Source organism: Rhodococcus sp. 077-4, from assembly GCF_047782425.1.
In the GTDB taxonomy this organism is placed as follows: domain Bacteria; phylum Actinomycetota; class Actinomycetes; order Mycobacteriales; family Mycobacteriaceae; genus Rhodococcoides.
The window spans coordinates 1,017,214-1,042,646 of the sequence record NZ_JAJPWC010000002.1 but is presented as its reverse complement, the minus strand read 5'-3'; the positions used below and the strand labels follow the sequence as shown (position 1 = coordinate 1,042,646).

At 65.3% G+C, this 25,433-nt stretch carries 20 protein-coding genes; 11 read left to right on the top strand and 9 right to left on the bottom strand.

The window, feature by feature from the left end; translation table 11 throughout:
* Window positions 1-68 precede the first annotated feature (68 nt).
* On the bottom strand, window positions 69-2,726 hold the full coding sequence (locus ACNEOT_RS14155) for a GNAT family N-acetyltransferase (RefSeq protein WP_415975171.1): 2,658 nt from the start codon (window positions 2,724-2,726) through the stop codon (window positions 69-71).
* A 64-nt stretch (window positions 2,727-2,790) separates the two neighbouring features.
* Complete coding sequence (locus tag ACNEOT_RS14150; RefSeq protein WP_415974641.1) at window positions 2,791-4,059, bottom strand: acetoin utilization protein AcuC; 1,269 nt, start codon at window positions 4,057-4,059, stop codon at window positions 2,791-2,793.
* Window positions 4,060-4,244: 185 nt separating this feature from the next.
* Here ACNEOT_RS14150 and ACNEOT_RS14145 point away from each other — a divergent pair, with 185 nt between their 5' ends.
* Entirely contained in the window at window positions 4,245-4,931 is a 687-nt protein-coding gene (locus tag ACNEOT_RS14145) for an iron dependent repressor, metal binding and dimerization domain protein (RefSeq protein ID WP_415974640.1), read from the top strand.
* Window positions 4,932-4,977: 46 nt separating this feature from the next.
* The gene (galE, locus tag ACNEOT_RS14140) at window positions 4,978-5,958 is read left to right on the top strand and encodes a UDP-glucose 4-epimerase GalE (protein WP_415974639.1); all 981 of its coding nucleotides are present in this window, start codon (window positions 4,978-4,980) and stop codon (window positions 5,956-5,958) included.
* Window positions 5,959-5,976: 18 nt separating this feature from the next.
* On the opposite strand, the gene ACNEOT_RS14135 is transcribed toward galE, so the two are convergent.
* The 4 genes from ACNEOT_RS14135 to ACNEOT_RS14120 form a co-directional block, all read right to left on the bottom strand.
* Window positions 5,977-7,092: a DUF4192 domain-containing protein gene (locus ACNEOT_RS14135; protein ID WP_415974638.1), complete on the bottom strand. Its 1,116-nt coding sequence runs from the start codon at window positions 7,090-7,092 to the stop codon at window positions 5,977-5,979.
* 150 nt (window positions 7,093-7,242) lie between these two features.
* On the bottom strand, window positions 7,243-7,914 hold the full coding sequence (locus ACNEOT_RS14130) for a DUF5642 family protein (RefSeq protein WP_415975170.1): 672 nt from the start codon (window positions 7,912-7,914) through the stop codon (window positions 7,243-7,245).
* Window positions 7,915-8,067: 153 nt separating this feature from the next.
* Complete coding sequence (locus ACNEOT_RS14125; protein ID WP_415974637.1) at window positions 8,068-8,700, bottom strand: MBL fold metallo-hydrolase; 633 nt, start codon at window positions 8,698-8,700, stop codon at window positions 8,068-8,070.
* A complete protein-coding gene (locus ACNEOT_RS14120) occupies window positions 8,697-9,782 on the bottom strand; it encodes an S-(hydroxymethyl)mycothiol dehydrogenase (protein WP_415974636.1) in 1,086 nt (361 codons plus the stop codon). Before ACNEOT_RS14120 ends, ACNEOT_RS14125 begins: the two co-directional genes overlap by 4 nt.
* A 164-nt stretch (window positions 9,783-9,946) precedes the next feature.
* Between ACNEOT_RS14120 and sthA the strand changes: the two genes are divergently transcribed.
* From sthA to ACNEOT_RS14100, 4 genes are all read left to right on the top strand, one after another.
* The gene (gene sthA / locus ACNEOT_RS14115; protein ID WP_415974635.1) at window positions 9,947-11,362 is read left to right on the top strand and encodes a Si-specific NAD(P)(+) transhydrogenase; all 1,416 of its coding nucleotides are present in this window, start codon (window positions 9,947-9,949) and stop codon (window positions 11,360-11,362) included.
* Between the two features lie 184 nt (window positions 11,363-11,546).
* Window positions 11,547-12,491, top strand: a complete 945-nt coding sequence (locus ACNEOT_RS14110; protein WP_415974634.1) for a proteasome assembly chaperone family protein — start codon at window positions 11,547-11,549, stop codon at window positions 12,489-12,491.
* Window positions 12,492-12,721: 230 nt separating this feature from the next.
* Window positions 12,722-13,762, top strand: a complete 1,041-nt coding sequence (locus ACNEOT_RS14105) for an alpha/beta fold hydrolase (protein ID WP_415974633.1) — start codon at window positions 12,722-12,724, stop codon at window positions 13,760-13,762.
* Between the two features lie 68 nt (window positions 13,763-13,830).
* The gene (locus ACNEOT_RS14100) at window positions 13,831-16,347 is read left to right on the top strand and encodes a DEAD/DEAH box helicase (RefSeq protein WP_415974632.1); all 2,517 of its coding nucleotides are present in this window, start codon (window positions 13,831-13,833) and stop codon (window positions 16,345-16,347) included.
* Here ACNEOT_RS14100 and ACNEOT_RS14095 read toward each other — a convergent pair.
* Window positions 16,334-17,272, bottom strand: a complete 939-nt coding sequence (locus ACNEOT_RS14095) for a hydrogen peroxide-inducible genes activator (RefSeq protein WP_415974631.1) — start codon at window positions 17,270-17,272, stop codon at window positions 16,334-16,336. The genes ACNEOT_RS14100 and ACNEOT_RS14095 overlap by 14 nt on opposite strands.
* A 146-nt stretch (window positions 17,273-17,418) precedes the next feature.
* Here ACNEOT_RS14095 and ACNEOT_RS14090 point away from each other — a divergent pair, with 146 nt between their 5' ends.
* The 3 genes from ACNEOT_RS14090 to ACNEOT_RS14080 all read left to right on the top strand — a co-directional run bounded on the left by ACNEOT_RS14090 (window position 17,419) and on the right by ACNEOT_RS14080 (window position 19,300).
* On the top strand, window positions 17,419-18,006 hold the full coding sequence (locus ACNEOT_RS14090) for a peroxiredoxin (protein ID WP_415974630.1): 588 nt from the start codon (window positions 17,419-17,421) through the stop codon (window positions 18,004-18,006).
* Between the two features lies 1 nt (window position 18,007).
* Window positions 18,008-18,547 (top strand): carboxymuconolactone decarboxylase family protein, encoded by a 540-nt coding sequence (locus ACNEOT_RS14085; protein WP_415974629.1) that lies wholly within the window; start codon window positions 18,008-18,010, stop codon window positions 18,545-18,547.
* 78 nt (window positions 18,548-18,625) lie between these two features.
* The gene (locus ACNEOT_RS14080; RefSeq protein ID WP_415974628.1) at window positions 18,626-19,300 is read left to right on the top strand and encodes a PhzF family phenazine biosynthesis protein; all 675 of its coding nucleotides are present in this window, start codon (window positions 18,626-18,628) and stop codon (window positions 19,298-19,300) included.
* On the opposite strand, the gene ACNEOT_RS14075 is transcribed toward ACNEOT_RS14080, so the two are convergent.
* Window positions 19,290-19,934 carry a hypothetical protein gene (locus tag ACNEOT_RS14075; RefSeq protein WP_415974627.1) on the bottom strand — a complete coding sequence of 215 codons (645 nt, stop codon included), beginning with the start codon at window positions 19,932-19,934 and terminating at the stop codon, window positions 19,290-19,292. The two genes, ACNEOT_RS14080 and ACNEOT_RS14075, sit on opposite strands and share 11 nt — an antisense overlap.
* A gap of 60 nt (window positions 19,935-19,994) precedes the next feature.
* On the opposite strand from ACNEOT_RS14075, the gene ACNEOT_RS14070 reads away from it, so the two are divergent.
* Window positions 19,995-20,225 carry a hypothetical protein gene (locus tag ACNEOT_RS14070; protein WP_415974626.1) on the top strand — a complete coding sequence of 77 codons (231 nt, stop codon included), beginning with the start codon at window positions 19,995-19,997 and terminating at the stop codon, window positions 20,223-20,225.
* Here the strand turns inward: ACNEOT_RS14070 and ACNEOT_RS14065 are convergent.
* On the bottom strand, window positions 20,209-21,459 hold the full coding sequence (locus ACNEOT_RS14065) for an aspartate aminotransferase family protein (RefSeq protein ID WP_415974625.1): 1,251 nt from the start codon (window positions 21,457-21,459) through the stop codon (window positions 20,209-20,211). The genes ACNEOT_RS14070 and ACNEOT_RS14065 overlap by 17 nt on opposite strands.
* 77 nt (window positions 21,460-21,536) lie before the next feature.
* Here ACNEOT_RS14065 and hrpA point away from each other — a divergent pair, with 77 nt between their 5' ends.
* Entirely contained in the window at window positions 21,537-25,433 is a 3,897-nt protein-coding gene (gene hrpA, locus ACNEOT_RS14060) for an ATP-dependent RNA helicase HrpA (RefSeq protein ID WP_415974624.1), read from the top strand.

Below are 25,433 nucleotides of genomic sequence, written 5' to 3'. Positions count from 1 at the left end.
AGCCGACGTTTCCTCCCCTCGGGACGTCGACTCGGCTGCTGCATTTGTGGGGAAGGTTCGATCCTCGTTCAGCGCAGACGACGCGGACCGAGGTCGGCCTTGGTCGGTTCGGGCCCGATGCGCACCCGGGCGTCGGTGATCTGTGCACCGTCGGCGGAGGCAAGAACCGGCTCGCACGAGATCTCGCGAATATCCGCGATGTCTTCGGCCAGTGCAGAAATGCGCTGAACGAGATCGATCAGCGCATTCTTGTTGACGGGCACCGCATTGCGATATCCGGACAGCAGCGGAGCCGCCTTGGGCGCATCGATCAATTGCGCCGCCTCGTCCTCGGTCAGCGGCAACACCCGGTAGGCGCGGTCGCCCAACAGGTCCGAGATCACCCCGGCCAGGCCGAACGAGATGAGCGAACCGAACGATGGGTCGTCCTGGACTCGCACGACGCAACCGATTCCTTTGACCGCCATGCGCTGGATGTGCAGAAGCGGTTCGCCCGAGTCCGCCGCCAGGTTGCGATATGCCACCCGCACCGCGGAGGCGTCGGCCATGTCCAGTCGCACTCCCCCGAGGTCGGGTCGGTGCCGCCATTGCTCGCCGGTCGCCTTCACCGCAACGGGGTATCCCAGTTCGTCGGCCGCTGCGACGGCCTCGTCCTCGTCGGTCACCGTCCGGAACGCCACGACATCGAGTCCGTAGCAGGCGAGAAGATCCGCAGTCTCGAAGTCCGACAACCACCGTCCCTCACTACCCGCCGAACGCCACCCTTCGACCAGGTGGTTGGCGCGCTCGGAGTCGATGCTCTTGGGCCGGACCAGATTGGACACAGGTCGCGAACGCCAGGACGAGTAGCGCCACGCGGCGGCCAACGCCGCAACCGCGCGTTCCGGGCTCGAGTACGAGGGCACCGAACCGCGAACGGGATGGCCACCCGGTCCGCGCACGGCCAATACGTCGGGGATTCCCTCGGTGGCGAGGAACGTGGAGAGTACGGGCTTGTCGGATCCGCGTACGGCATTGCCGAGAGCGGCCGCGAACGGTTCGACTTCGACGGCGACCGGGGGCACGAAGACGACGATGACGGCGTCGATGTCCGCCGCGGCCAGTGCTGCGGACACGGCCGAGGCGAACTCCTCGGGTCCCGCCTGCGGACCGACGTCGGTCGGGGTACTCGCATGCAGCCCCTTGGCTCGTGCAGCGTCGACGGCCAGCACGCCCAGAGCCGTCGAATTTCCCACCACGGCCACCCTCGGTCCGACCGGCAGAGGTTGGTTGCCGAACAGAACGGCGCAGTCGAACAGTTCCGAGATGGTATCGACCTGGATGACGCCGGCCTGCGCAAACAGTGCCCGCACGATCGAGTCGTCGATGTCGGCACCGATCGCATGTGCGGGCGGGACGGCACCACGTCCGCTCTTGACGGCGATGATGGGCTTGCTCCGCGCGACCCGCCGAGCGATCCTGGTGAACTTCCTGGGATTACCGAAGCTCTCGAGATAGAGAAGAATCACTTCGGTGGCCGGGTCGGAGTCCCAGTACTGGAGCAGATCGTTGCCGGAGACGTCGGCGCGGTTTCCGGCCGAGACGAAGGTCGACAATCCGAGCCTGCGGTTGGCGGCCTCGTCCAGAATCGCGATGCCGAGAGCGCCGGACTGACAGAAGAATCCGACGTTGCCAGGAGTGGGCAGATGCGGCGCGAGGGTGGCATTGAGCCCGAACTCGGGATCGGTGTTCGCCACACCGAGCGCGTTGGGTCCGATCAACCGCATGCCGTGCGCCCGAGCAGCGAGCACCAACCTGCGCTCGCTCTCCTGCCCCGCGGGTCCGGTCTCGCCGAACCCGCCGGAGACCACCAGCAACGCTTTGACACCTTTGTCGAGGCAGTCGTCGAGAACCGCGTCGATGGCATCGGCCGGAACCGCGGCGATCGCCAGGTCGACCGGGTCCGGGATGTCGTGCACCGTCGCGTAGGCGCGGACCCCTCGGACGGACCGGTGGTCGGCGTTGACGGGGTACACCGGTCCGGTGAAGTTGCCGGCCAGCAGATTGGCCAGGACGGCGTTGCCCACCTTCGAGCTGTCGGTCGAGGCTCCGATCACGGCCACCGATCGGGGGCTGAGCACGTTGCGCACGCTGCGGGCCTCGGCCGCACGCTCACGCGAATTACGCACGGACAGAAGGGCTTCGCTCGGGTCGATGGCAAATTCCAGCCGCAGGACGCCACCTTCGAAGGACCTGCTGACCTGGTATCCGGCTTCACGGAAGACGGACACCATGTTCCGGTTCTCGGCGAGCACCTCGGCGACGAACATGTTCACCCCGTTCTCGGCGGCAGCTCCGGCGAGGTGTTCGAGCAGAATGGGCCCGAGCCCACGGCCCTGATGCGCGTCGGCGACGACGAAGGCCACTTCGGCGGAGTTGCCGTCACCCTCGGGCAGTCGCTCGTATCGGCCGACCGCGATGATGTCGTCACCGAGAACCGCCACGAACGCGACCCGGCCGTGATGATCGACGGTGGTGAAGTTGAGCACGTCACGCTGGGGCATCGTCGGATACGGACCGAAATACCGTAGATACCTCGTTCGCTCGGACAGGCGCCCGTGGAACGCGACGATGCGTTCGGAGTCGGACGGGACTATCGGGCGCAGGTGCACCACGCCGCCGTCGGAGGTGAGAACATCGGCTACCCAGTGCCGCGGGAACGATGTCTCCGCGCGCTCTCTGGCCAGGTCCTTGCTGCTCGGTTCCGATACCGAAGCGGTCGACGCCTCGGCCGAGGGGCCGTCGGTCGGATCAGTCACGCGGGTCCTCCGGATCGAGTCCGAGCAGTGGGAACACTGCTCGACGGGTGGCGATGATCGCCGAGTCGACGCGTTCGAGCGCCCTGTCGGTGCCGTCGGTTCCGGCGAGAGAACCACCGGGGCCGTCCCACGCGGGATAGTCGACGTCTCCCCCGTCGCCCATGGTCTGTGGCAGGTCGACACTCGGTGCCATGGTCCGTACTCGCTCGCGCCACGTGTCCGGCAACGCCGACATCGGGTCGATGTCGCGGCCGAGTGCAGCAGCGATGAGGTGCGTCCAGGACCGTGGAACGACACGCACCAAGTCGTACCCTCCTCCGCCGACGGCCAACCATCGGCCTTCGGAGTGCTGGTCGGCGAGGTCACGCATGGCCAGGAACGCAGCGTTCTGGCCGTCGACCGTCAGGGCCAGGTCTGCGAGCGGATCTTCACGGTGGCTGTCGACACCACACTGACTGACGATGATCTGAGGCTTGAAGGCCCCGATGGCACCCGGCACGATCGCGTGGAATGCACGCAACCACAACCGATCCGCGGTTCCCGGCAACAGCGGAACGTTGATCGAGGTTCCTTCGCCGCGTTCGGTTCCCACCTCGGTCGACCAACCGGTGTTGGGCCACAGCGTCGCCGGGTGCTGATGCAACGAGACGGTCAGAACTCGCGGGTCGCCGAGAAACGCCGCCTGAACCCCGTCGCCGTGGTGGGCGTCGACATCGATGTACGCGATCCGATCGAAACCGTTGTCCAGCAACCACGAGATGGCGATCGCTGCATCGTTGTAGACGCAGAAACCCGAGGCCCAGTCGGACATCGCGTGGTGCATACCGCCACCGATGCTCACCGCGCGTCGAGCGCGTCCCGACGCGATTTCTCGGGCGGCGGCAAGCGACCCACCGGCGAGCATGGCGCTCGCCTCGTGCATCTGCGGAAACACCGGGTTGTCGTCGGAGCCGAGTCCGTGGACGACGTCGTCGGGATCGCGGAGGGCCGGTCCCTGCGACGGAGCTCGTTTGACGGCCTCGATGTAGGCGCTGGTGTGGAACCGCAGCAACTCGGAGTCCGGTGCAGCGGCCGGCTCGACGAGTTCGATGCCGTCGAGGAGGCCGATGTCGGTGGCGAGCGCCATGGTGAGATCGAGTCGAGTGGGGTTCATCGGGTGGTCGTCGCTCCACCGGTAGCCGAGGTAGTCCGCACTCCAGACGACGATGTCCTCGGGGCGGTTCGGGATGGACGCGGCGGCGCGTGTCGCCTGATCAGACATACGAACAAAACTACGTCGTCCGGCGGGATGGTGTTGCCGGGTTCCGGTGTTGCTCCAACAGTCCCTTTGTGAGAAGCCATGGGAAACCCAGTCCATCGTTGTGGTGCGCCGCGCCCGTTGCGGCTGGGTGCAGCGCCGATTTCGAGACGCTGACGGTAGGATCGAGCCCGACGAAGGGGTTGAGTGTGAAGGATCTGGTCGACACCACGGAGATGTACCTCCGGACGATCTACGACTTGGAAGAAGAGGGCGTGATCCCGCTTCGCGCGCGGATCGCCGAACGGCTCGAACAGAGTGGTCCCACCGTCAGCCAGACCGTAGCTCGGATGGAGCGCGACGGTCTGTTGTCCGTCGCCGGGGACCGGCACCTCGAGCTGACCGAGAAGGGCCGCAGCCTGGCGGTTGCCGTCATGCGCAAGCACCGGTTGGCCGAGCGTCTCCTCGTGGACATCATCGGTCTGCGCTGGGAGGACGTCCACGCCGAGGCGTGCCGTTGGGAGCACGTGATGAGCGAGGAGGTCGAGCGTCGTCTGGTCGCCGTTCTGAACAACCCGACGACATCGCCGTACGGCAACCCGATCCCCGGATTGGAAGAGCTCGGTCTCGGCCGATCCACTCTGGCACCCGAGGCTCTGATCCGTCTCACCGATGTTCCGGTCGGCCAGCCGACTGCGGTCGTGGTTCGTCGCCTCGCCGAGCACGTTCAGTCCGACCCCGAGGTGATCGCTCAGCTTCGCGAGGCAGGCGTGGTCCCCGATGCTCGGGTTACAGTCGAAGCCAAGCCCGGGTCGGTCACGATCACGGTGCCAGGACACAGCGGTGTCGACATATCCGACGAAATGGCGCACGCCGTCCAGGTGAAGAAGGTCTGACCTCGCACCGACGACGGCGTCGGACGCATGTGAGGGAGAACGAACAGTGAAGCTTCTGGTTACCGGTGGTGCAGGGTACGTCGGCAGTGTGTGTGCGGCCGTGCTCGTCGAGCGCGGCCACGAGGTCGTGGTCGTGGACAACCTCTCCACCGGTAACCGGGACGCAGTTCCCACCGGTGCCACATTCGTCGAAGGTGACATCAAGGACGTGGCCGCCGACGTGCTGATGGGCGGCGGTTTCGATGCCGTCCTGCACTTCGCAGCACAATCTCTGGTCGGCGAATCGGTGGTCTCCCCCGACAAGTACTGGAGTGGAAACGTCGTCACGTCGCTGGCGCTGCTCGACGCCGTACGCGCCTCGGGCACCCCGAAGCTGGTGTTCTCCTCTACCGCCGCCACGTACGGCGAGCCGGAGAAGAGCCCCATCACCGAGGACGCTCCTACCCGGCCCACCAATCCGTACGGTGCCACCAAACTCGCGATCGACCACGCGATCACGTCCTACGCAACGGCGTACGGACTGGCCGCCACCAGCCTGCGGTATTTCAATGTGGCCGGTGCTTACAACGGTTTCGGCGAGAACCGTGTTGTCGAGACACATCTCATTCCGCTCGTGCTGCAGGTCGCTCTGGGGCAGCGCGAGAAAATCTCGGTGTTCGGTACCGACTGGCCCACTCCTGACGGTACGGCCGTCCGTGACTACATCCACGTCGCCGACCTCGCGGAGGCGCACATCCTCGCAGTCGACGCGGCCCAGCCGGGCGAGCACACCATCTACAACCTCGGTAGCGGCACGGGATTCTCGGTACACGAGGTGATCTCGTCCTGCGAACGCGTCACCGGGCTGCCCATCGCCGTCGAGCAGGCTCCCCGTCGCGCCGGCGATCCGGCAGTCTTGATCGCCTCGAGTGCGCGCGCGGTCGAGGAACTGAAGTGGACACCGGAGCTGACCGATCTCGATCGCATCGTCGCCGACGCGTGGGCGTTCCTGCAGGAGCTCGGCGACCGTTCCCACGCGGCAAGCTGACCCGACCTGCGTGAGGACTCACCGTCGACCGAACGGGTCGCCGGGTAGCCGAACTCCGCAGGCTCGGGCACACGCGAAGCCAGTCTCGGCAACTTCACGCACGAGTTCGGGGCCGGCACCTGCGCTGAGCGATCTGTCCAACAGCCGAGCCAGGCTGTAGGTCTCCTCCGCCTCCAGTGCTGCATCGATCGCGATACGGGCCATCGGACCGTCTCCACGCACGTATGCGCTGAAGGCCAGAAGTGTTGCAGCGATGGCCCTTTCGCCCCTCGGCAAAGTTCGGCACATCGTCGCCCAGAACTCTTCGACGAAGCCCGCATCGTCGCCTAGGGTCAAGGCGAGCAGTGCGTCACGCACCTGTACATGACCGATCGCAATGGCGATCCGGGCGATGTCGGTCGGGTCCAATTCGGTGTCGTACGGTCCCCGTGCGACGTACGTCAGCACCGACGTCAATTCGTCGGCTGGAGACCGGCCGCGGTCGCGTCGTTGTCGTGATATCTCGGCGGCCACGGCCCGCACGGTCTCGTCGGGGCCCGGCGCGACGATCTCGACCAGCTCACGCCTGGACCGTCGGACGGGGTAGCCGTCGAGCACGCGGGCGACGGTCATCGGCGATGTCGACGGGTCGGACATCACTCCGTGCCGCTGCGGTCCGCGAACAGACCACCAGTCGGCCGAATCGGCGATCTCCGATGCTGCCAGGGCTTCGCTGAGCTGCACCCCGAACGATGCGAGTGTGGCGTCCAGTTCGACGACCAGCGCTTCGACGTCGAGCAGATGAGGTGTCCTGACGGCTCGATCCAGCCTGTCGTCGATGAACACGGCCATGACTGCGGGAATGTTCTCCAACGCGCAGTAGCCGGCGAGATACCCGATGACGTCGAGCATTTCGGGGGTTGCACGGGTGTGACTGCCTGCGCGCCGATCGATGTGTTCGCCCGCCAGGACGAGGTCGTGACGCATCGTGGGTCCGACGCTGGCACCGCCGTCCTTCACTGCGATGAGGACCATCGACCGATGCGGGTGGAACCCGAGCATCGCCGGGACGGCTGCAATCAGGTCGCTCGCGTCGCCGAGGCGCACGCGATGGCGAGAGCCGAAACTGTCATGGGAATTCGTCGGTGTGTACATACCGGAGAATCCTGGCGGCGAACCGTGCGAGGAATCGGGCACGACCTGGGGTTTCGTACTGCCCTGTGGAGGACTGGATTCCTGTGGATGGATCGGGTCGCTGGGGCTTCCGGCGATCGATCCGTGTCGGCCCCGTCTGCTACTGCGGCGTCATCGCTTGCCGACCTTCTGGACTGCCGCGGTGAACAGCTCGTCGAGGGTCATCGCATCCGGCGTGCCCTGCCCGAACGACATGAACGTGGCCGACACTCGCACACCGTCGATCTGGGCCATCAACGTCAGCATCGACTGGGTGACGGCGTCGCCGCCCGCCCCCGAAGCCACCGTCTGCCGGACGGCCAACGTGTCGTCCGCATCGATGGGTGGTGCAGGCGTCAGTGTGGAGGTCACCGTCGAGGTCGCGCCGGACTTGGTCGCGGTGACCTCGCCGCATTGTTCGAGCTGCTGCTTGCGCGCCGAGAGCGGTTCGTCCACCGCGGTCAACTCGATCGAGATGGTGGACCGGCTGTCGTTGTCGGTACCGACGATCATGGCCGTGCCCGTGGGGCCGAAGTCCTGGTCCGCCGGCTTGCAGCCTGCCGGGCTGACCTCTGCACCGGCAGGAATTCCGCTGAGGTCCGGTGCGGCCTGCGAGATGGCTTGCTGAGGCAGTACCAGCGCGTCGTACGGTGCCGGGAAGATCGACGGGTCGATCAGCAGCGTGTTGAGATCCACGCCGGACGGCGACGACGAGGTGGCCGCACCCGAGCTGGGTTCGGGGGTCCCGGTGACGGTGGAGCTGCAGCCGACCAGCACGAGAGCCCCGATCGCCGCCGACGTCATAACGATGGACAGGCGGGTTCTGGGTGCGGCGGGGCTCACGATGCGTCCTCTTCGAGTCGGTGGGGACGCCGGAGCACACGCTCCGGCGTCCCCACCACTGTCTCATTTCGACCACCTCGAACGCGGCAGGCGAGCTACCGCAGTGTCGCGAACTCAGTTGCCGCGGGCGATCCATTCTTCGAGGTGTGGTGCTTCGTCGCCGATGCGGGTTCCGTCGCCGTGGCCGGTGTTGACGCGCGTGTCGACAGGGAGTGCGAAGAGGCGGTCTCGGATGGACCCGATGATGGTCGGAAAATCCGAGTACGAGCGTCCGGTGGCTCCGGGTCCGCCGGAGAAGAGGGTGTCACCGGAGAACAACTGTCCTGCTTCGGGCAGATACAGGCACGTCGAGCCGGGTGAATGCCCGGGGGTGTGCAGTGCCAGGATGTCGGTTCCGGCGACGGTGATGCGCTGGCCGTCCTCGAGGGCGTCGTGCCCGACCCCGGGGTGGGTCTGATCCCACAGCATGTCGTCGGCGGGGTGCAGCAGAATCGGCGCATCGAGCGCCTCGGCCAACTCGGGGGCGACGGTGACGTGGTCGTTGTGACCGTGGGTGCAGACGATCGCCGTCACATTCCGGCCGGCAACAGCGTCGATGATGGGGGCGGCGGTGTGGGCGGCGTCGACGATCACCACCTCGTCGTCGTCACCGATGAGCCAAATGTTGTTGTCGACATCCCAGGTGCCACCGTCGAGCGCAAATGTCCCGGAGGTGACGACGTTCTGGACACGGAAGGTCCCGCTCACAGGATCACCACCGACCGCAGGACGGTGCCCTGATGCATCTTGTCGAACGCGGCTTCGACGTCGTCGAGGGTGATGCGTTCGGTGACGAACTTCTCGAGCGGCAACCGGCCCTGCTGGTACAGGTCCACCAACTGCGGGAAGTCGCGTTCGGGTAGGCAGTCGCCGTACCAGGACGATTTCAGTGATCCGCCGCGGGAGAAGAAGTCGATCAGCGGCATCTCGAGGGTCATCTCCGGTGTCGGGACACCGACGAGGACGACGGTTCCGGCCAGATCGCGGGCGTAGAACGCCTGCTTCCACGTCTCGGGGCGGCCGACGGCGTCGATGACCACATCGGCACCGAACCCCCCGGTGAGTTCCTGGACGGCCTCGACGGCGTCGACGACCGAGGAGTCGACGGTGTGGGTGGCTCCGAGTTCGAGTGCCCATTCGAGCTTGCCCGGGTCGCGGTCGACGGCGATGATCGTCGACGCCCCCGCCAGGCGGGCTCCGGCGATCGCGGCGTCGCCGACACCGCCGCAGCCGATCACCGCGACCGAATCTCCGCGCGAGACGTTGCCGGTGTTCATCGCCGCGCCGAGTCCGGCCATCACGCCGCAGCCGAGCAGTCCGACAACGGCGGGGTCGGCGTCCGGGTTGACCTTGGTGCACTGGCCTTCGTGGACTAGGGTTTTCTCGGCGAATGCGCCGATGCCCAGGGCCGGGGTCAGTTCGGTGCCGTCGTCGAGGGTCATCTTCTGTGCGGCGTTGTGGGTGTCGAAGCAGTACCACGGGGTGCCGCGTTTGCAGGCGCGGCATTCCCCGCACACGGCGCGCCAGTTGAGGACGACGAAGTCTCCGACCTCGACGTGTTCGACGCGGTCGCCGATGGTCTCGACGATGCCGGCGGCTTCGTGTCCGAGCAGGAACGGGAATTCGTCGTTGATGCCGCCTTCGCGGTAGTGCAGGTCGGTGTGGCACACCCCGCAGGCCGCGATCTTCACCACGACCTCGTTGGGCCCGGGATCGGGGATGGTGATCGTCTCGATGGAGACGGGTGCGCCCTTGCTCTTGGCGACGACGGCGCGGACCTGCTGCGGCATGTGTTCCTCCACTGTAAATCGGGTGTTTCGTGCTGTGTTCAGCCTCGCACAACGCATCAGTACGTGGCGACATCTGCATGGGTTCGGCGCACCGAATCGTGGAGTTCACAAGCTTGTGACCGGGTGGGCACGCAGTCTTTGCGTGCGAGCGGTAACTATGACGAATGTCTGAACCCATGGAGTACGACCTGGTTGTCATCGGCTCCGGCCCCGGCGGCCAGAAGGCGGCCATCGCGGCTGCGAAGCTCGGCAAGCGGGTGGCGATCGTGGAGAAGGGCCACATGCTCGGCGGGGTCTGCGTCAACACCGGCACCATTCCGTCCAAGACGCTGCGCGAGGCCGTCCTCTATCTCACGGGCATGAATCAACGTGAGCTGTACGGAGCCAGCTACCGGGTGAAGGCCGACATCACTCCGGCAGACCTGTTGGCGCGCACCCAACACGTCATCGGCAAGGAGATCGAGGTGGTGCGCTCGCAGCTGCTCCGCAACCGCATCGAGCTCATCACCGGCGTCGGCAAGTTCCTCGATGCGCACACCATCGTCATCGAGGACGAGCTGCGCGGTGAACGCATCACGGTCAAGGCCGCCAACGTGGTGATCGCCACCGGCACCGCGCCCGCCCGTCCCGCCGACATCGCCTTCGACGACTACCGCGTGCTCGACTCCGACGGAATCCTCAATCTCGAGTTCATTCCGGCATCGATGGTCGTCGTCGGGGCCGGCGTCATCGGGATCGAGTACGCGTCGATGTTCGCTGCCCTGGGGACCAAGGTCACCGTCGTCGAGAAGCGTGATTCGATGCTCGACTTCTGCGATCGCGAGATCATCGAATCGCTGCAGTTCCACCTCCGCGATCTCGCTGTGACGTTCCGATTCGGGGAGGCAGTCACCGCCGTGGACGTCGGCCCGAACGGCACGGTGACGACGCTCGCCAGTGGCAAACGCATCCCGGCTGAGACGGTGATGTATTCGGCCGGCCGTCAAGGTCTGACCACGGCCCTCGAACTCGAGAACGCCGGCCTCGAAGCCGATGCGCGAGGTCGCATCTTCGTCGACGAGCATTTCCAGACCAAGGTCGATCACATCTATGCCGTCGGAGATGTCATCGGGTTCCCGGCGTTGGCCGCGACGTCGATGGATCAGGGCAGGCTGGCGGCGTATCACGCGTTCGGCGAGTCCAGTGCGAAACTGACCGACGTTCAGCCCATCGGCATCTACTCCATCCCTGAGGTCTCGTACGTAGGTGTGACGGAGGTCGAACTGACCAAGGGTTCCATCCCCTACGAGGTCGGGGTGTCGAGGTACCGCGAACTCGCGCGCGGCCAGATCGCCGGTGACTCGTACGGGATGCTGAAATTGCTCGTCTCCACCGAGGACCGGTCGATACTCGGTGTCCACATCTTCGGTTCGGGTGCGACGGACCTGGTGCACATCGGGCAGGCAGTGATGGGCTGCGGCGGCACCGTCGACTACCTCGTCGACGCCGTGTTCAACTACCCGACACTGTCCGAGGCCTACAAGGTCGCGGCCCTCGACGTCACCAACAAGATTCGAGCGCTGGCCAACTTCGACCGTTGATGTCGTCCCGCGGCGTGGGGATCGAAGCCGCGCCGGGGAATGAACCGCGGTCCACCGGTTGTTCTTTCGGGTAGTGATTCACCACGTTCGACGTCGCGCGTACGCGGTGTGGGCCGAGGGTCGGCGTATTCTGACCCGAATCTCGCGTCGAGGTACCGACGAGTCGATCCGAAAGGGGCCCGCCATGACCGAACAGTCGAAGATGTACGAGCTGGAGTTTCCGGCACCGCAAATCTTTTCCAACGACGGTGTCGGACCCGTCCTCGTGCACGGCCTCGAGGGCTTTTCCGACGCAGGTCACGCAGTCAAGCTGGCTACCACTCATCTGCGCGAGAGCCTCGAATCCGAGCTGGTCGCGTCGTTCGATGTCGACGAACTGATCGACTACCGGTCCCGTCGACCCACCATGACGTTCAAGTCCGATCACTTCTCGGATTACGACGCTCCCGAACTGAACCTGTACGCGGTCAAGGACCGCGCGGGCACCCCGTTCCTGTTGCTCGCCGGCATGGAGCCGGATTTGCGGTGGGAGAAGTTCACCACCGCAGTTCGTCTGCTCGCCGAGCAGCTCGGAGTGCGGCGCACCATCGCTCTCGGCTCGATCCCGATGGCGATTCCGCACACGCGACCACTCGGAGTGACGGCCCACGCCAGCGACAAAGAGCTGGTCAAGGAAGGCAACAGCTGGGCAGGTGACCTGCAGGTGCCCGGCAGCGCGTCGTCCCTGCTCGAGCTGCGGATGGCGCAGCACGGCCACGAGTCGATGGGCTTCTCGGTGCACGTCCCGCACTATCTCGCACAGACCGACTACCCCGGTGCAGCGGAAACCCTCCTCGAGAACGTCAGCGAGGCGGCCGACCTGGATCTGCCGCTCGCGGCGCTGGGTGAGGCCGCGGCACGCGTACGCGAACAGGTGAACGAGCACATCACCGGAAACGAAGAGGTGCAGTCGGTGGTGCAGGCGCTCGAGCGTCAGTACGACACGTACGTGGCCGCACAGGAACAGCAATCCACCCTGTTGGCCAGCGACGAACCGCTGCCGAGCGGGGATGAACTCGGTGCCGAGTTCGAGCGTTTTCTGGCCGAGCAGGCGGGTCTCGACGAAGGCGACGACACCACCGACCGGTAGCGGAGTGTCATCGGTCACAGTAAGAAGCGGCGTAAGCGGTCATATCCGACAGCGCACGGGGATCGAAACATACCTGTAACCGTAAATCCGCTCGATGTTCTGCCCTGGGCGTCATCTCGTGCAAGAGTCGTAGCAACACGTACTCCGGTACGTACGTCTACACACTCGTGCACGGCGTCGCCGTACTGTGCCGCCGCCTGCGGCGCACCAGGGAATTTCAGGAGGCGCAGATGACCACCAATCCGCGCAGTCGTAAGCTCCGCCCGGTTCCCGACGAAGAACCTCGGCTGATCTTTCGAACCATCCACGGCTACCGGCGGGCGTTCCGGATGGCCGGTGAAGGTCCGGTGTTGCTGTTGATCCACGGGATCGGCGACAACTCCGAGACCTGGAACGAGGTGATCCCACACCTCGCGAAGCACTACACCGTCATCGCCCCGGATCTTCTCGGGCACGGTCGCTCGGACAAGCCCCGTGCCGATTACTCCGTCGCCGCGTACGCCAACGGCATGCGTGATCTGCTCTCGGTACTGGGCATCGAACACGTCACCGTCGTCGGCCATTCACTCGGCGGCGGCGTCGCCATGCAGTTCGCCTACCAGTTCCCCAACATGGTCGACAGGTTGGCGCTGGTGTCCTCCGGCGGCGTCACCAAGGACGTGCATCCCATTCTTCGGCTGGCATCGATGCCGTTTCTGAGCGAGGCGGTCAAGTTGCTGCGCCTGCCGGGCGCGATCCCTGCGGTGAAGCTTGCGGGTGGCCTCCTGAGCAAACTGCACAGCTCACCCCTGCGGCCCGGTTCGCTTCTGCACGACACCCCCGATCTGATTCGTGTGCTCAGCGAACTGCCGGCCCCGACGACCTACGAGGCGTACCTGCGGACGTTGCGCGCCGTCGTGGACTGGCGCGGTCAGGTGGTCACGATGCTGGACCGGTGCTACCTCACCGAAAACCTGCCCGTTCTGCTCGTCTGGGGTGATCAGGACTCGGTGATACCCGTCAGCCATGCGCACCTCGCCCACTCGGCCATGCCCGGCTCGACGTTGGAGGTCTTCGAGAATTCCGGACATTTCCCCTTCCGCGACGACCCGATGCGCTTCCTGCAGGTCGTGGAAGACTTCATCGATTCGACGCCGTCTCTGACCTTCGACGAAGTGCGATGGCGCAACCTACTGATCACCGGTGTCGGTGAGGACATGATCACCGGAAGCGCAAGCACCCGCCTCGCCGTGCTCGGAGCCATGGGCTCGGACGAACGCAGCGCAACCTGAGGCCTCGGACTCGACCGGGTGTCTGTGTCGATGCTAGACCGACTGTCGATCCCACATAGCCTGTAGAGGTGCTTCTCACCGAACTGATTCCCGATGTCACCGCTGCGCAGTCCGACGGCGTCGACCCGGACGTCCTGTTCGACACCTTCACCACCTGGACGGCCGACCGCGGTCTGACCCTCTACCCCGCGCAAGAGGAAGCTCTCATCGAGCTCGTTTCCGGCTCCAACGTCATCCTCGCAACACCGACCGGTTCGGGTAAGTCGATGGTTGCCATCGGAGCGCACTACGCGGCGATGGCCGCCGGCATTCGAAGCTTCTACACAGCGCCGATCAAGGCGCTCGTCAGCGAGAAGTTCTTCGGGCTGTGCGAGATCTTCGGTGCCCAGAACGTCGGCATGATGACCGGCGATGCGTCGGTCAATTCCGGTGCTCCGATCATCTGTGCCACCGCCGAGATCGTGGCCAACCTCGCCCTCCGTCAAGGTGCAGGCTCGGACATCGGCCAGGTGATCATGGACGAGTTCCACTACTACTCCGAGCCCGATCGAGGGTGGGCCTGGCAGGTGCCGTTGATCGAACTGCCGCACGCCCAGTTCTTGCTGATGTCGGCAACCCTGGGCGACGTCTCGTTCTTTCGAGACGACCTGACCCGACGCACCGGGAGGACGACCACCGTCGTCTCGGGCACCGAGCGTCCGGTTCCGTTGATGTTCTCGTACGTGACCACCCCGATCGGCGAAACCATCGAAGAATTGGTGCAGACGCACCTCGCACCGGTCTACGTCGTGCATTTCACGCAGGCCGCGGCGCTCGAACGAGCCCAGGCGTTGACGAGCGTCAACGTCGCGTCCAAGCAGGAGAAGGCCGAGATAGCCGAGGCCATCGGCAATTTCCGCTTCACCACCGGTTTCGGGAAGACTCTGTCGAGATTGGTTCGGCACGGCATCGGGGTGCACCACGCAGGCATGCTGCCCAAGTACCGACGGTTGGTCGAGAAACTGGCGCAGGACGGTCTGCTCAAGGTCATCTGCGGGACGGACACGTTGGGGGTTGGCATCAACGTCCCCATTCGCACCGTGCTGTTCACCGGACTCACCAAGTACGACGGCATTCGAACTCGCAAGCTCAGAGCGCGCGAGTTCCACCAGATCGCGGGACGCGCGGGGCGAGCCGGGTACGACACCCTCGGCACCGTCGTGGTCGAGGCTCCCGAACACGACATCGAGAACGCACGTCTGGTGGCCAAAGCCGGCGACGACCCGAAGAAGCTCAAGCGCGTGCAGCGCAAGAAGGCTCCCGATGGTTTCGTCTCGTGGGGCGAGCCGACTTTCGAGCGGATCATCACAGCGAGCCCCGAGCCGCTCACGTCCCGGTTCTCGGTGAGCAACGCCATGCTGCTCAATGTCATTGCGCGCCCTGGCAATTGCTTCCACGCCATGCGTCATCTACTCGAAGACAACCACGAGACGCGGCCTGCGCAGCGCAAGCACATCCTGCGCGCGCTCTCGCTCTATCGCGGTCTGGTCGATGCGGGCATCGTCGAGCAACTCGACGAGCCGGACGCCGACGGCAGACATGCGCGACTGACCGTGGACCTGCAACCGGACTTCGCGCTCAATCAGCCGCTGTCGACCTTCGCGGTCGCGTCCTTCGATCTGCTCGACGCCGAATCACCGACCCATGCGCTCGACGTGGTCTCGATCATCGAATCGACACTCGACGATCCCCGCCAGATCCTGATGGCACAGCAGCATGCCGCACGGGGCGAAGCGGTGTCGCAGATGAAGGCCGACGGGATCGAATACGACGAGAGGATGGAGCTGCTCGAGGAGGTCACCTGGCCGAAACCGCTTGCAGAGCTGCTGGTTCCTGCGTTCGAGATCTATCGCGGCACCCATCCATGGCTTTCCGAAATCGGCCTCTCGCCCAAGTCCGTGGTGCGCGACATGGTGGAGCGGGCGATGACCTTCGCGGAATTGATCAGCCATTACGGTCTCATGCGATCGGAGGGACTCGTCCTGCGGTATCTCGCCGACGCCTATCGCACGCTGCGGCAGACCGTTCCGCCGGAGTCTCGAACCGAGGAGGTTCAGGACATCACCGAGTGGCTCGGCGAGCTCGTTCGTCAGGTCGATTCGAGCCTGCTCGACGAGTGGGAGAATCTGACCGATCCCGGCGCCGAGCCGGAGGCTCTCGTCGAGGCATACGGATCCGACGCGCCACGGCCGATCTCGGCCAATCCGCGCGCGTTCCGAATCCTGGCGCGCAATGCCATCTTCCGGCGAGTGGACCTGGCGGCGCGTCGTCAGTGGAATGCACTCGACGAACTCGACGACGGCCCTGACTGGGAGGCGGAGTTGGAGCCGTTCTTCGCCGAGTACGGCTCGATCGGAACCGGACCATCAGCCAGAGGGCCCGCGCTGTTCACCCTGAACGTCGGGGCGCAATCCACGACGGTGCGTCAGGTGCTGGAGGATCCCGACGGGGACCACGGTTGGTCGCTCGACGCCGTGATCGATGTGCCGGAGTCGGATGCGGCCGGGGAGATCGTGTTCGACGAAATAGTCGTCACGCCCGGCTGAGGCCGGCCCGGGTGTCGGCGAGAACGTGCGCGGCGAGAAGACCTGCCAGCGCGCCGTATTCGGCGGAGCGCGCGCTCGAGGATCGATGCACCAGACCGATGGTGCGTCCGGGTGCAGGGTGGGCGAACTCCGCGGTGGACAGTCCCGCGCGAGCGACCTCGACGTCGACGGCGCTGCGCGGCAGCAAAGTCAGGCCGAGCCCTCCCGCCACGCACTGAACCACCGTGGTCAGCGACGCCGCCCTGGTGTCACTTGCGTCGGGCGCGATGTCCACCGAGCGGCACAGGTCGAGGGTCTGCTCGCGCAGGCAGTGCCCCTCGTCGAGCAGGAGCAGGGGTAGGCCACGGAGGTCGGCGACCGTCAGGTCACGGCGCCCGGCCATGGCGTGCTCGGCGGGCAGCGCAAGCACGAAATCCTCCGTGTACATCGGTATTTCGACCATGCCGGAGTCCACGACGGGTACCGCGAGAACGGCAACGTCGATCGCACCGGACCGAAGTGCATCGAGCAGCCGAGCGGTGTGGTCTTCGACGATCCTCGGTACCAGGTCCGGATACTCGGCGCGAACGGCGGGGAGCACCGTGGGCAGCACGTACGGTGCCACGGTCGGAATGATGCCCAGACGCAGGCTGCCGTTCAGACGACCACCCAGTCCTGCTGCGGCAGAGACCAATCCGTCTGCCGCATCGAGCGCGGCGGTGGCGCGGCCCAGTAGCTGGTTGCCGGCGGCCGTCACCAGGACCCGGCGGGTGCTGCGCTCGATCAACTGCACACCCAGCCCCTGCTCGAGTGCAGCCAACGCCTGCGACAACGACGGCTGACTGATGTTCAATTTCGTTGCAGCGGTGCCGAAATGGCGATACTGCGCGATTGCGACGAAAGCACGCAGATGCGACAGGGTCGGTTGATAGCTTCGATCGGTCACGCCTATCAGTGTAGTGCCACTCATCACGTTTACCTTTCGCGAAATTTTTGGCACACTCGTACAGGTCGGTCGGGTCCGTGCGTCTTCCCATAGACCCCACTGCCCACATACAAAAACGACGCGATCATTCGATACGAGGAGACCCCATGCCACTGTTGACAATTGGCGATCAGTTCCCTTCATACAACCTCACCGCCGTGATCGGCGGAGACCTGTCCAAGGTGAACGCGCAGCAGCCCGACGATTACTTCACCACCGTCACCAGTGACGACCACGCCGGCAAGTGGAGGATCGTCTTCTTCTGGCCGAAGGACTTCACGTTCGTCTGCCCCACCGAGATCGCTGCGTTCGGCAAGCTGAACGAGGAGTTCGCAGACCGCGATGCTCAGGTCCTCGGAGCATCTGTCGACAACGAATTCGTGCACTTCCAGTGGCGCGCTCAGCACGACGAACTCAAGACACTCCCCTTCCCCATGCTCTCCGACCTCAAGCGCGAACTCGCCACCGCTACAGGCGTTCTCAACGCCGACGGTGTTGCCGACCGCGCCACCTTCATCGTCGACCCGAACAACGAGATTCAGTTCGTATCGGTGACGGCAGGATCGGTGGGGCGCAACGTGGACGAGGTGCTGCGCGTACTCGACGCCCTGCAGTCCGACGAGTTGTGCGCCTGCAACTGGAAGAAGGGTGACCCCACCATCGACGCAGGCGAACTGCTGACGGCGAGCGTCTGACATGTCGATCGAGAACCTCAAGAGCGCTGTACCCGAATACGCCAAGGACCTCAAGCTCAACCTCGGTTCCATCGCCCGCTCCACGGTGCTCAGCGAGCAGCAGCTGTGGGGCACTCTGCTCTCGGTCGCCGCGGCGTCGAAGTCCGCGACCACGCTGAAGGAGATCGCCGAGGACGCGGCCGACACGCTGTCTGCCGAGGCCTACAACGCGGCGCTCGGTGCCGCGTCGATCATGGGCATGAACAATGTCTTCTACCGAACCAAGGGATACCTGGACGGTAAGTACGACGATCTGCGCGCCGGTCTGCGGATGAACATCATCGGTAACCCCGGCGTGGACAAGGCCGACTTCGAGCTGTGGTCGCTCGCGGTTTCGGCCGTCAACGGCTGCAACCACTGCCTAGAGGCGCACGAGAAGACACTGCGCGACGAGGGTGTCGACCGCGAGAAGATCTTCGAGGCCATCCGCGCCGCGTCGATCGTCGCGGGCGTTGCCCAGGCAGTCGAAGCAGGCCGAGTTCTCGACGGTGCCGCCGTCTGACTTTCGAGTCGAATCCGTACCGCGAACGAGGGATCCGCATCTGCGGGTCCCTCGTTCTGCATTTGCTAGCGTCCAGGCATGGCTACCGACGTCTCCGTCGTCCGAGTGTTCACCGATGCCCGAGGCAACTTCGGCAACCCACTGGGCATCGTGGCCGCCGGCGCCGTGGAGGAGCGAGACCGGCAGCGCTTCGCCGCCGAACTCGGCTTCAGCGAGACCGTGTTCGTCGAGTGCACTGCATCGGGAACGGCCTCGGCCACCATCTACACCCCCGCCGCCGAGCTGCCCTTCGCCGGACATCCGACCGTCGGACTCGCCTGGTGGCTCCGTGAACAGGGCCATCCGGTCACTACCCTGACCGTTCCTGCTGCCCAGCTGAACATTCGCTACGACGGCGAACACACCTGGGTACGCGCCCGCGCCGACTGGGCACCGCAGGTCAGCTTTCGTCAGGTCCACGACGCAGCCGAGGTGTCGGCAACGGACCCGGGCGCATACGACAGTGGGCACCACTACATCTGGGCCTGGACCGACGAGGAGAACGGCGCGCTGCGCTCTCGCATGTTCGCACCCGTGATGGGTATTGCTGAGGACGAGGCGACCGGTTCGGCCGCGGTCCGGCTCACCGGAGAACTCGGCCGGGGGCTGAACATCGTGCAGGGAGCCGGTTCCGAGCTACGCACCACCATCGACGACGACGGTTGGGTGGAACTGGGCGGACGCACCGCGGCCGACGCGTCGATCAGTGTGTGACGGGCACATCCACTTCGATTTCCTCGCCCAGACGAACCCCGTCGGCGAGCGGGAGTCGGTCGCCGCTCCAGAACTTTCCTGGGTCGAACCAGTTGGCTTTCTTGTTGCCGGTGAGCAGACCCATCGAGTCGTAGGTCATGGCGACGACCTCGGCGCAGTATGCAGTTTCGAGGGCTGCTCCCTCGCGTTCTGTGCGGCGCAACGACGGCACGCGTCCCCGGAACCACCGTCCGGCGAGCGCGGCAGTGGTCGGAAAGGCCGTTCCGTCCATGCGAGCGATCGTCCGAAGCAGCGCGTCCTCCTGCGCTTTCGTGACGGACTCGTCCAATTGCCGCAGCCAGCAACGCTGTTCGTACTTCGTGGACCACTGGGTGACGGCCGCACGCAGATCATGCAACTGCACTCCGCGCTGATAGTTGCCGGTCCACATGTCCTGCAACGATTTTCCGAGTTCAGCGTGCCACATCAGCGGCGGCAGGTCGTCGATCACGACGGCCATCCCGACGTGGTTGACGGGGCTGTTCGTCAGAGCCTGGATTGCGCGATCGGCGCCCGAGTGGCCGCGAAAGATCCAGATGTCGCCCGTCCTGGTGGCGTCGACGGCGGTATCGAGGCTGATTCGGGACGGGTTCATACGTCACACCCTAGATCTCGCCGCACCTGCACCCACACCCCGTGACGGTACGGTTGCCGCATGAACGTATGGAAGGCTCTCGGTCTCGCCGGCATGGTGGGCGTCGCGGCCACCGGGGCGTTGGTGGTTCGCTCGGAGCGCAAGCGCCGTGCCTACGCTCCCGAGGAAGTACGTGATCAACTGCATCGGCGCTTCGCGGCGGTTTCCGAAGATCCGATACCGGCAGCTGCTCCCCCGCTCTCACGGGGCAAGCAGCTGCTCGGCAGGCTCCGGTTCAGCCGAGCGCGCTGAGGATCCGCGAGACCAGTTCCTCGATCTCTGCGTCCGTCATGACGAATGCGGGCGAGATCTGCATTGCACCCTGACCTGCGGCGCGGCCGGAAACCCCATGAGCGCGAAGCGTTTTGACGAACGGCAACGCCTCGGTGGGATCGGCGAGCTGAACGGCGGCAACCGCACCGATCCCGCTGCGGATCTCCGAGACACGCTCGTGTGCGGCCAGCGGCGCGAGATGGGTGTGCAGCGCCGCTTCGATGCGCTTGGAGTGCGTCAGCAACTCTTCGCGCTCGATGATGTCGAGGTTGGCCATGGCTGCTGCTGCCGCACCGGCATGCCCGCCGTAGGTGTACCCGTGTCGCCACCACACCCCGCCCGCGAAGAACGGTTCGGCGATCTTCGGCGCGATGAACACCGCACCCATCGGCACGTATCCGGACGTCAGACCCTTGGCGGTCGTCATCAGATCTGGTTCGAGCTCGAACCGAGTCGAGGCGAACCAGCTACCGCCTATCCGGCCGAACCCGGTGACCACCTCGTCTGCCACGAACAACACGTCGTTGTCGCGGCAGATCTGCCGCACCTCACGCAGGTACCCCTCCGGCGGCAGGTAGATACCGCCCGCACCGATCACGGGCTCACAGAAGAATGCGGCCACGTTCTCGGCACCGACCTCCTCGATGAGCGCGAGCAGCGACTTCGCGTCGTCCCACGCCACTGTTCTGGCGTCGGACATGAGCTCGCCGTAGTGCTCCTTGTTCACCGGAATGCCGGCGAGCGCGGTGCCCGCAACATGCATGCCGTGATACGCCTTTTGACGACCGACGATCAGCGTCTTGCTCGGTCGACCCATCTCCACCCAGTAGCGCCGTGCCAGCTTCGCGGCGGTGTCGATGGAGTCCGAACCACCCGAGGTGAAGAAGATCTTGCTGCCCGGTACCGGGGCGATGGCGGCGAGACGATCGGCGAGAGCGAGCGTGGTCTCGGGTACGAAGTCGCCGAAGTTCGAGTAGTGGGCGATCGAGCTCAGCTGCGTCGCAACGGCGTCCGCGATCTCGCGACGGCCGTGGCCGACGTTGGTGAACCACAGGCCCGCAGTGGCGTCGAGGTACTCGGTACCCGCCTGGTCGTAGATGTAGGCACCCTCACCGCGAGAGACGACGAAAGGGCCGCTGGCAGTGACGGCACCCATGTCGGCGAAGCCGTGCCAGAGCGCGGAAGAAGGTGTGGTTCCGGTCGCAGAAGACATGCGGTACACAGTAGTGGAGCCGCTGCGACGGTCGGCGGTTCGGACGGCCCCGCCGCAACGGATATCCTGGACGAAGTATGTCTACCTCGAATCCGTCCGGTCAGCGTCGAGCTCTCGCCACACGCCTGGCACAGGTCACCATCCGCGACGAGAATCGGTTGCGTCGACGCCTGGACAAGGCCCGCACCGACGACGCGTTCGCTGCCCTCGAACGTGATGTAGCCCGTGCCGAGACCGTGGTCTCCAATCGCCGGGCCGCGGTGCCCACCCTCGAATTCCCCGAGTCGCTTCCGGTCAGCCTTCGCAAGGACGACATCGCCGCTGCCATCGCCGAGCATCAGGTGGTGATCGTCGCCGGCGAGACCGGCTCCGGCAAGACCACGCAGATTCCCAAGATCTGCCTCGCGCTCGGTCGCGGGATCAGAGGATCGATCGGCCATACCCAACCGCGCCGTCTCGCCGCCCGCACCGTGGCCGAGCGCATTGCCGAAGAGGTGGGCGAGCCTCTCGGAGAGTCCATCGGCTACAAGGTGCGATTCACCGATCAGTCCTCGGACTCGACCCTCGTGAAATTGATGACCGACGGCATCTTGTTGGCGGAGATCCAGCGAGACAGACTGCTTCGGCAATACGACACCCTGATCATCGACGAGGCCCACGAACGTAGCCTCAACATCGACTTCATCCTGGGTTACCTGGCGCAGCTCCTCCCCCGGCGACCGGATCTGAAGATCATCATCACCTCGGCGACGATCGACCCGGAACGGTTTGCACAGCACTTCGCGCGCGACGGCGTACCCGCACCGATCATCGAGGTCTCCGGCCGCACGTTCCCGGTCGAAATGCGGTACCGCCCACTGACCGTCGACGCCGGAGACACGACGATCGATCTCGATCCCGTCGACGCCACCTGCCAGGCCGTCGACGAGTTGATGGCCGAGGGCGACGGCGACATACTGGTGTTCCTGTCCGGTGAACGCGAGATCCGCGACACTGCCGACGCCTTGAACGATCGGAATCTGCGCAACACCGAGATCGTTCCGCTCTACGCGAGACTTTCTGCGGCCGAACAGCATCGAGTGTTCTCACCGCACTCGGGCCGGCGCGTCGTGCTCTCGACCAACGTCGCGGAAACGTCGCTGACAGTCCCCGGTATCCGCTATGTCGTCGATCCTGGCACCGCGCGAATTTCGCGATATTCGTTGCGCACCAAGGTACAACGACTCCCGATCGAGCCGATCTCCCAGGCGTCGGCGCGGCAGCGAGCAGGACGATGCGGCCGCGTCGCCGACGGTATCTGCATCCGCTTGTATTCGGAAGAGGATTTCGAGTCGCGTCCGCAGTTCACCGAGCCCGAGATTCTGCGGACCAACCTGGCCTCGGTGATCCTGCAGATGACCGCTCTCGGACTCGGCAAGATCGACGCGTTCCCGTTCGTCGAACCGCCGGATCCGCGCAGCATTCGAGACGGAATCGGATTGCTCGAGGAACTCGGAGCGCTGAAGCCTGCCACCAAGGACGGCACTGCAGAGCTCACCCCCGTCGGCCGGGAACTCTCGGCCCTGCCGGTCGATCCCCGGATGGCGCGAATGCTGGTCGAGGCCAACGGCAACGGATCTCTTCGCGACGCGTTGGTGGTCGTCGCCGCCCTGTCCATTCAGGACGTGCGGGAGCGGCCGGCCGAACATCAGCAGGCGGCCGACGAGAAACATGCCCGTTTTGCGGTGGAGAACTCCGATTTCCTGGCGTACGTGAAGCTGTGGACGTACCTGCGGGAGCAACGTGACGAGTTGTCGTCCAACCAGTTCCGACGCATGTGCCGCACCGAGTTCCTGCACTACCTGCGTATCCGCGAGTGGCAGGATCTGCACGGCCAATTACGTCAGATCACCCGTGGACTCGGGTGGACGGTGCCCGACGCGGACTCCACCGAGACCGCTCTGCATCAGTCGCTGCTGTCCGGGCTGCTCTCGCACGTCGGGCTCAGAGAAGGCGACAAGCGCGAATTCCTCGGCGCGCGTGGAGCGCACTTCGCGATCTTCCCCGGATCCGGTCTGTTCAAGAAGCCCCCACGCTGGGTCATGGCCGCCGAACTGGTCGAGACCGGACGGCTGTGGGGCCGCATGGCCGCTCGCATCGAACCGGAGTGGGCCGAGCGGCTCGCACCACACCTGGTCAAGCGGACGTACTCGGAGCCGCACTGGTCCATCAAGCGCGAATCGGCGATGGCCTACGAACGGGTGACGCTCTACGGCATTCCGTTGGTGACGCAACGCCCGGTGAACTATCACCGCATCGACGCGGAGGCATCGCGGGAGCTGTTCATCAGACACGCTCTGGTGGAGGGTGAATGGAAGACCCAGCACGCGTTCTTCCACAAGAACCGCGCACTGCTCGACGACGTCGGTGAACTCGAGCATCGCGCCCGACGTCGAGACATCGTGGTCGACGACGACGCGCTCTTCGACTTCTACGACGACCGGATCGCCCCGGAAGCGGTGTCGGCGCGGCACTTCGACACCTGGTGGAAGAAGGCCCGCAGGCAGGATCCACACCTGTTGGATTTCACCACCGCCACCGTCGTCAACTCCGACGCGGCCTCCGTCCTCACCGGCGCGTATCCCGATGCATGGCGACAGGGTGAGATCCAGTTCCCGCTGACGTACCAGTTCGAGCCGGGTACGGCGGCCGACGGAGTCACCGCACGAATTCCGATCGCTCTGCTCGCCCAGGTACAACCGGTCGGATTCGACTGGCTGGTCCCGGGGATGCGTGGTGAGTTGGTGACCGCATTGATCAAGACGCTGCCGAAAGCGTTGCGTCGCCACGTCGTTCCGGCCCCCGACTTCGCGGCCGCCGCACTGGCGGTGATGAAGCCGCGTGCGGAAACTCTGGTCACGGCTTTGGCACGCGAACTCTCCCGGGCTGCGCAATGCCACATCACGGCCAAGGATTTCGACACCGCGGCGCTGCCCGAGCATCTGAAGATGACGTTCGCGGCGCTCGACCCGTCGGGAAAGGTGTTGGGCAGCAACAAGGATCTGACTGCTCTTCGCACGGGCCTGTCCGGCGAGGTCGGCCGTCAGGTCGCGAACGCGGTCGGCGATGCGGAGCGCGCACCATCGCTGGCCTGGACCTCGGGCACATTGGGTCGGTTGGAATCGACGGTCACCAGAGAGGTCGGTGGACAGAAGGTCACCGGCTACCCGGCATTGGTACCCGAGGGACCGGGCGTAGCGGTGCGAGTTCTCAGCACGCCCGCCCAGCAACGAGCTGCGATGCGTTCGGGAACCAGAGCACTGTTGCTGTCGACGGCTCCGAAGGGAACCAAAGCCCTGCTGGCCGGCCTACCGACGGCGGAACGTCTTGCGCTGAGCCAGAATCCGTACGGCGGAGTCGATGCACTGCTCGAGGAATGCCGGGTTCTGGCGGTCGAGGAGGCAATGGATGCGCACGGTGGGCCGGTTCGCGATCCGGAGGCTTTCGACAAGCTCAGGACCGAGGTCAACGCCGAGGTTCCTCGACGGACCGCCGCGGTGCTCGCCCTGGTTCGCCCGGTACTGACCGCTGCGCTGGCGTTGTCTGCGCAACTTCAAGCCTCCTCCGGGGAGCCGGCCGACGATGTTCGAGAACAGCTCGACGGGTTGATCTTTCGCGGGTTCGTCACCGAGTTCGGTTCTCGCCGGTTGGCGGACCTTCCGCGGTATCTCGCTGCGGCAACCAAACGGCTCGCGACGCTGCCGAGCAGTGCGGGCCGCGACGCCGCGGCGATGGACGTACTCGATCGCGTCTACGCCTCGTACGGGCGGCTGTTGGATTCGCTCCCGGAGAGCAGAAAGAACAGTTCCGGGGTGCAGGAACTGTTCTGGATGATCGAGGAGTTGCGAGTCGGACTGTTCGCCCAAGGGATTCGCACGGCGTATCCGGTCTCGGAGAAGCGCATCGAGAAAGCGATCTCGGATCAGTCTCGTTGA

Excerpts from the sequence above, each read along its gene's own strand:
- ACNEOT_RS14105 (WP_415974633.1), top strand. The coding sequence starts at position 12,722 with ATGACCACCAATCCGCGCAGTCGTAAGCTCCGCCCGGTTCCCGACGAA.
- ACNEOT_RS14090 (WP_415974630.1), top strand. The coding sequence starts at position 17,419 with ATGCCACTGTTGACAATTGGCGATCAGTTCCCTTCATACAACCTCACC.
- ACNEOT_RS14120 (WP_415974636.1), bottom strand. The coding sequence starts at position 9,782 with ATGCCGCAGCAGGTCCGCGCCGTCGTCGCCAAGAGCAAGGGCGCACCC.
- ACNEOT_RS14065 (WP_415974625.1), bottom strand. The coding sequence starts at position 21,459 with ATGTCTTCTGCGACCGGAACCACACCTTCTTCCGCGCTCTGGCACGGC.
- ACNEOT_RS14130 (WP_415975170.1), bottom strand. The coding sequence starts at position 7,914 with ATGACGTCGGCGGCGATCGGGGCTCTCGTGCTGGTCGGCTGCAGCTCC.
- ACNEOT_RS14075 (WP_415974627.1), bottom strand. The coding sequence starts at position 19,934 with ATGAACCCGTCCCGAATCAGCCTCGATACCGCCGTCGACGCCACCAGG.
- ACNEOT_RS14080 (WP_415974628.1), top strand. The coding sequence starts at position 18,626 with ATGGCTACCGACGTCTCCGTCGTCCGAGTGTTCACCGATGCCCGAGGC.
- sthA (WP_415974635.1), top strand. The coding sequence starts at position 9,947 with ATGTCTGAACCCATGGAGTACGACCTGGTTGTCATCGGCTCCGGCCCC.
- ACNEOT_RS14070 (WP_415974626.1), top strand. The coding sequence starts at position 19,995 with ATGAACGTATGGAAGGCTCTCGGTCTCGCCGGCATGGTGGGCGTCGCG.
- ACNEOT_RS14135 (WP_415974638.1), bottom strand. The coding sequence starts at position 7,092 with ATGTACACACCGACGAATTCCCATGACAGTTTCGGCTCTCGCCATCGC.
- hrpA (WP_415974624.1), top strand. The coding sequence starts at position 21,537 with ATGTCTACCTCGAATCCGTCCGGTCAGCGTCGAGCTCTCGCCACACGC.
- ACNEOT_RS14085 (WP_415974629.1), top strand. The coding sequence starts at position 18,008 with ATGTCGATCGAGAACCTCAAGAGCGCTGTACCCGAATACGCCAAGGAC.
- ACNEOT_RS14150 (WP_415974641.1), bottom strand. The coding sequence starts at position 4,059 with ATGTCTGATCAGGCGACACGCGCCGCCGCGTCCATCCCGAACCGCCCC.
- ACNEOT_RS14110 (WP_415974634.1), top strand. The coding sequence starts at position 11,547 with ATGACCGAACAGTCGAAGATGTACGAGCTGGAGTTTCCGGCACCGCAA.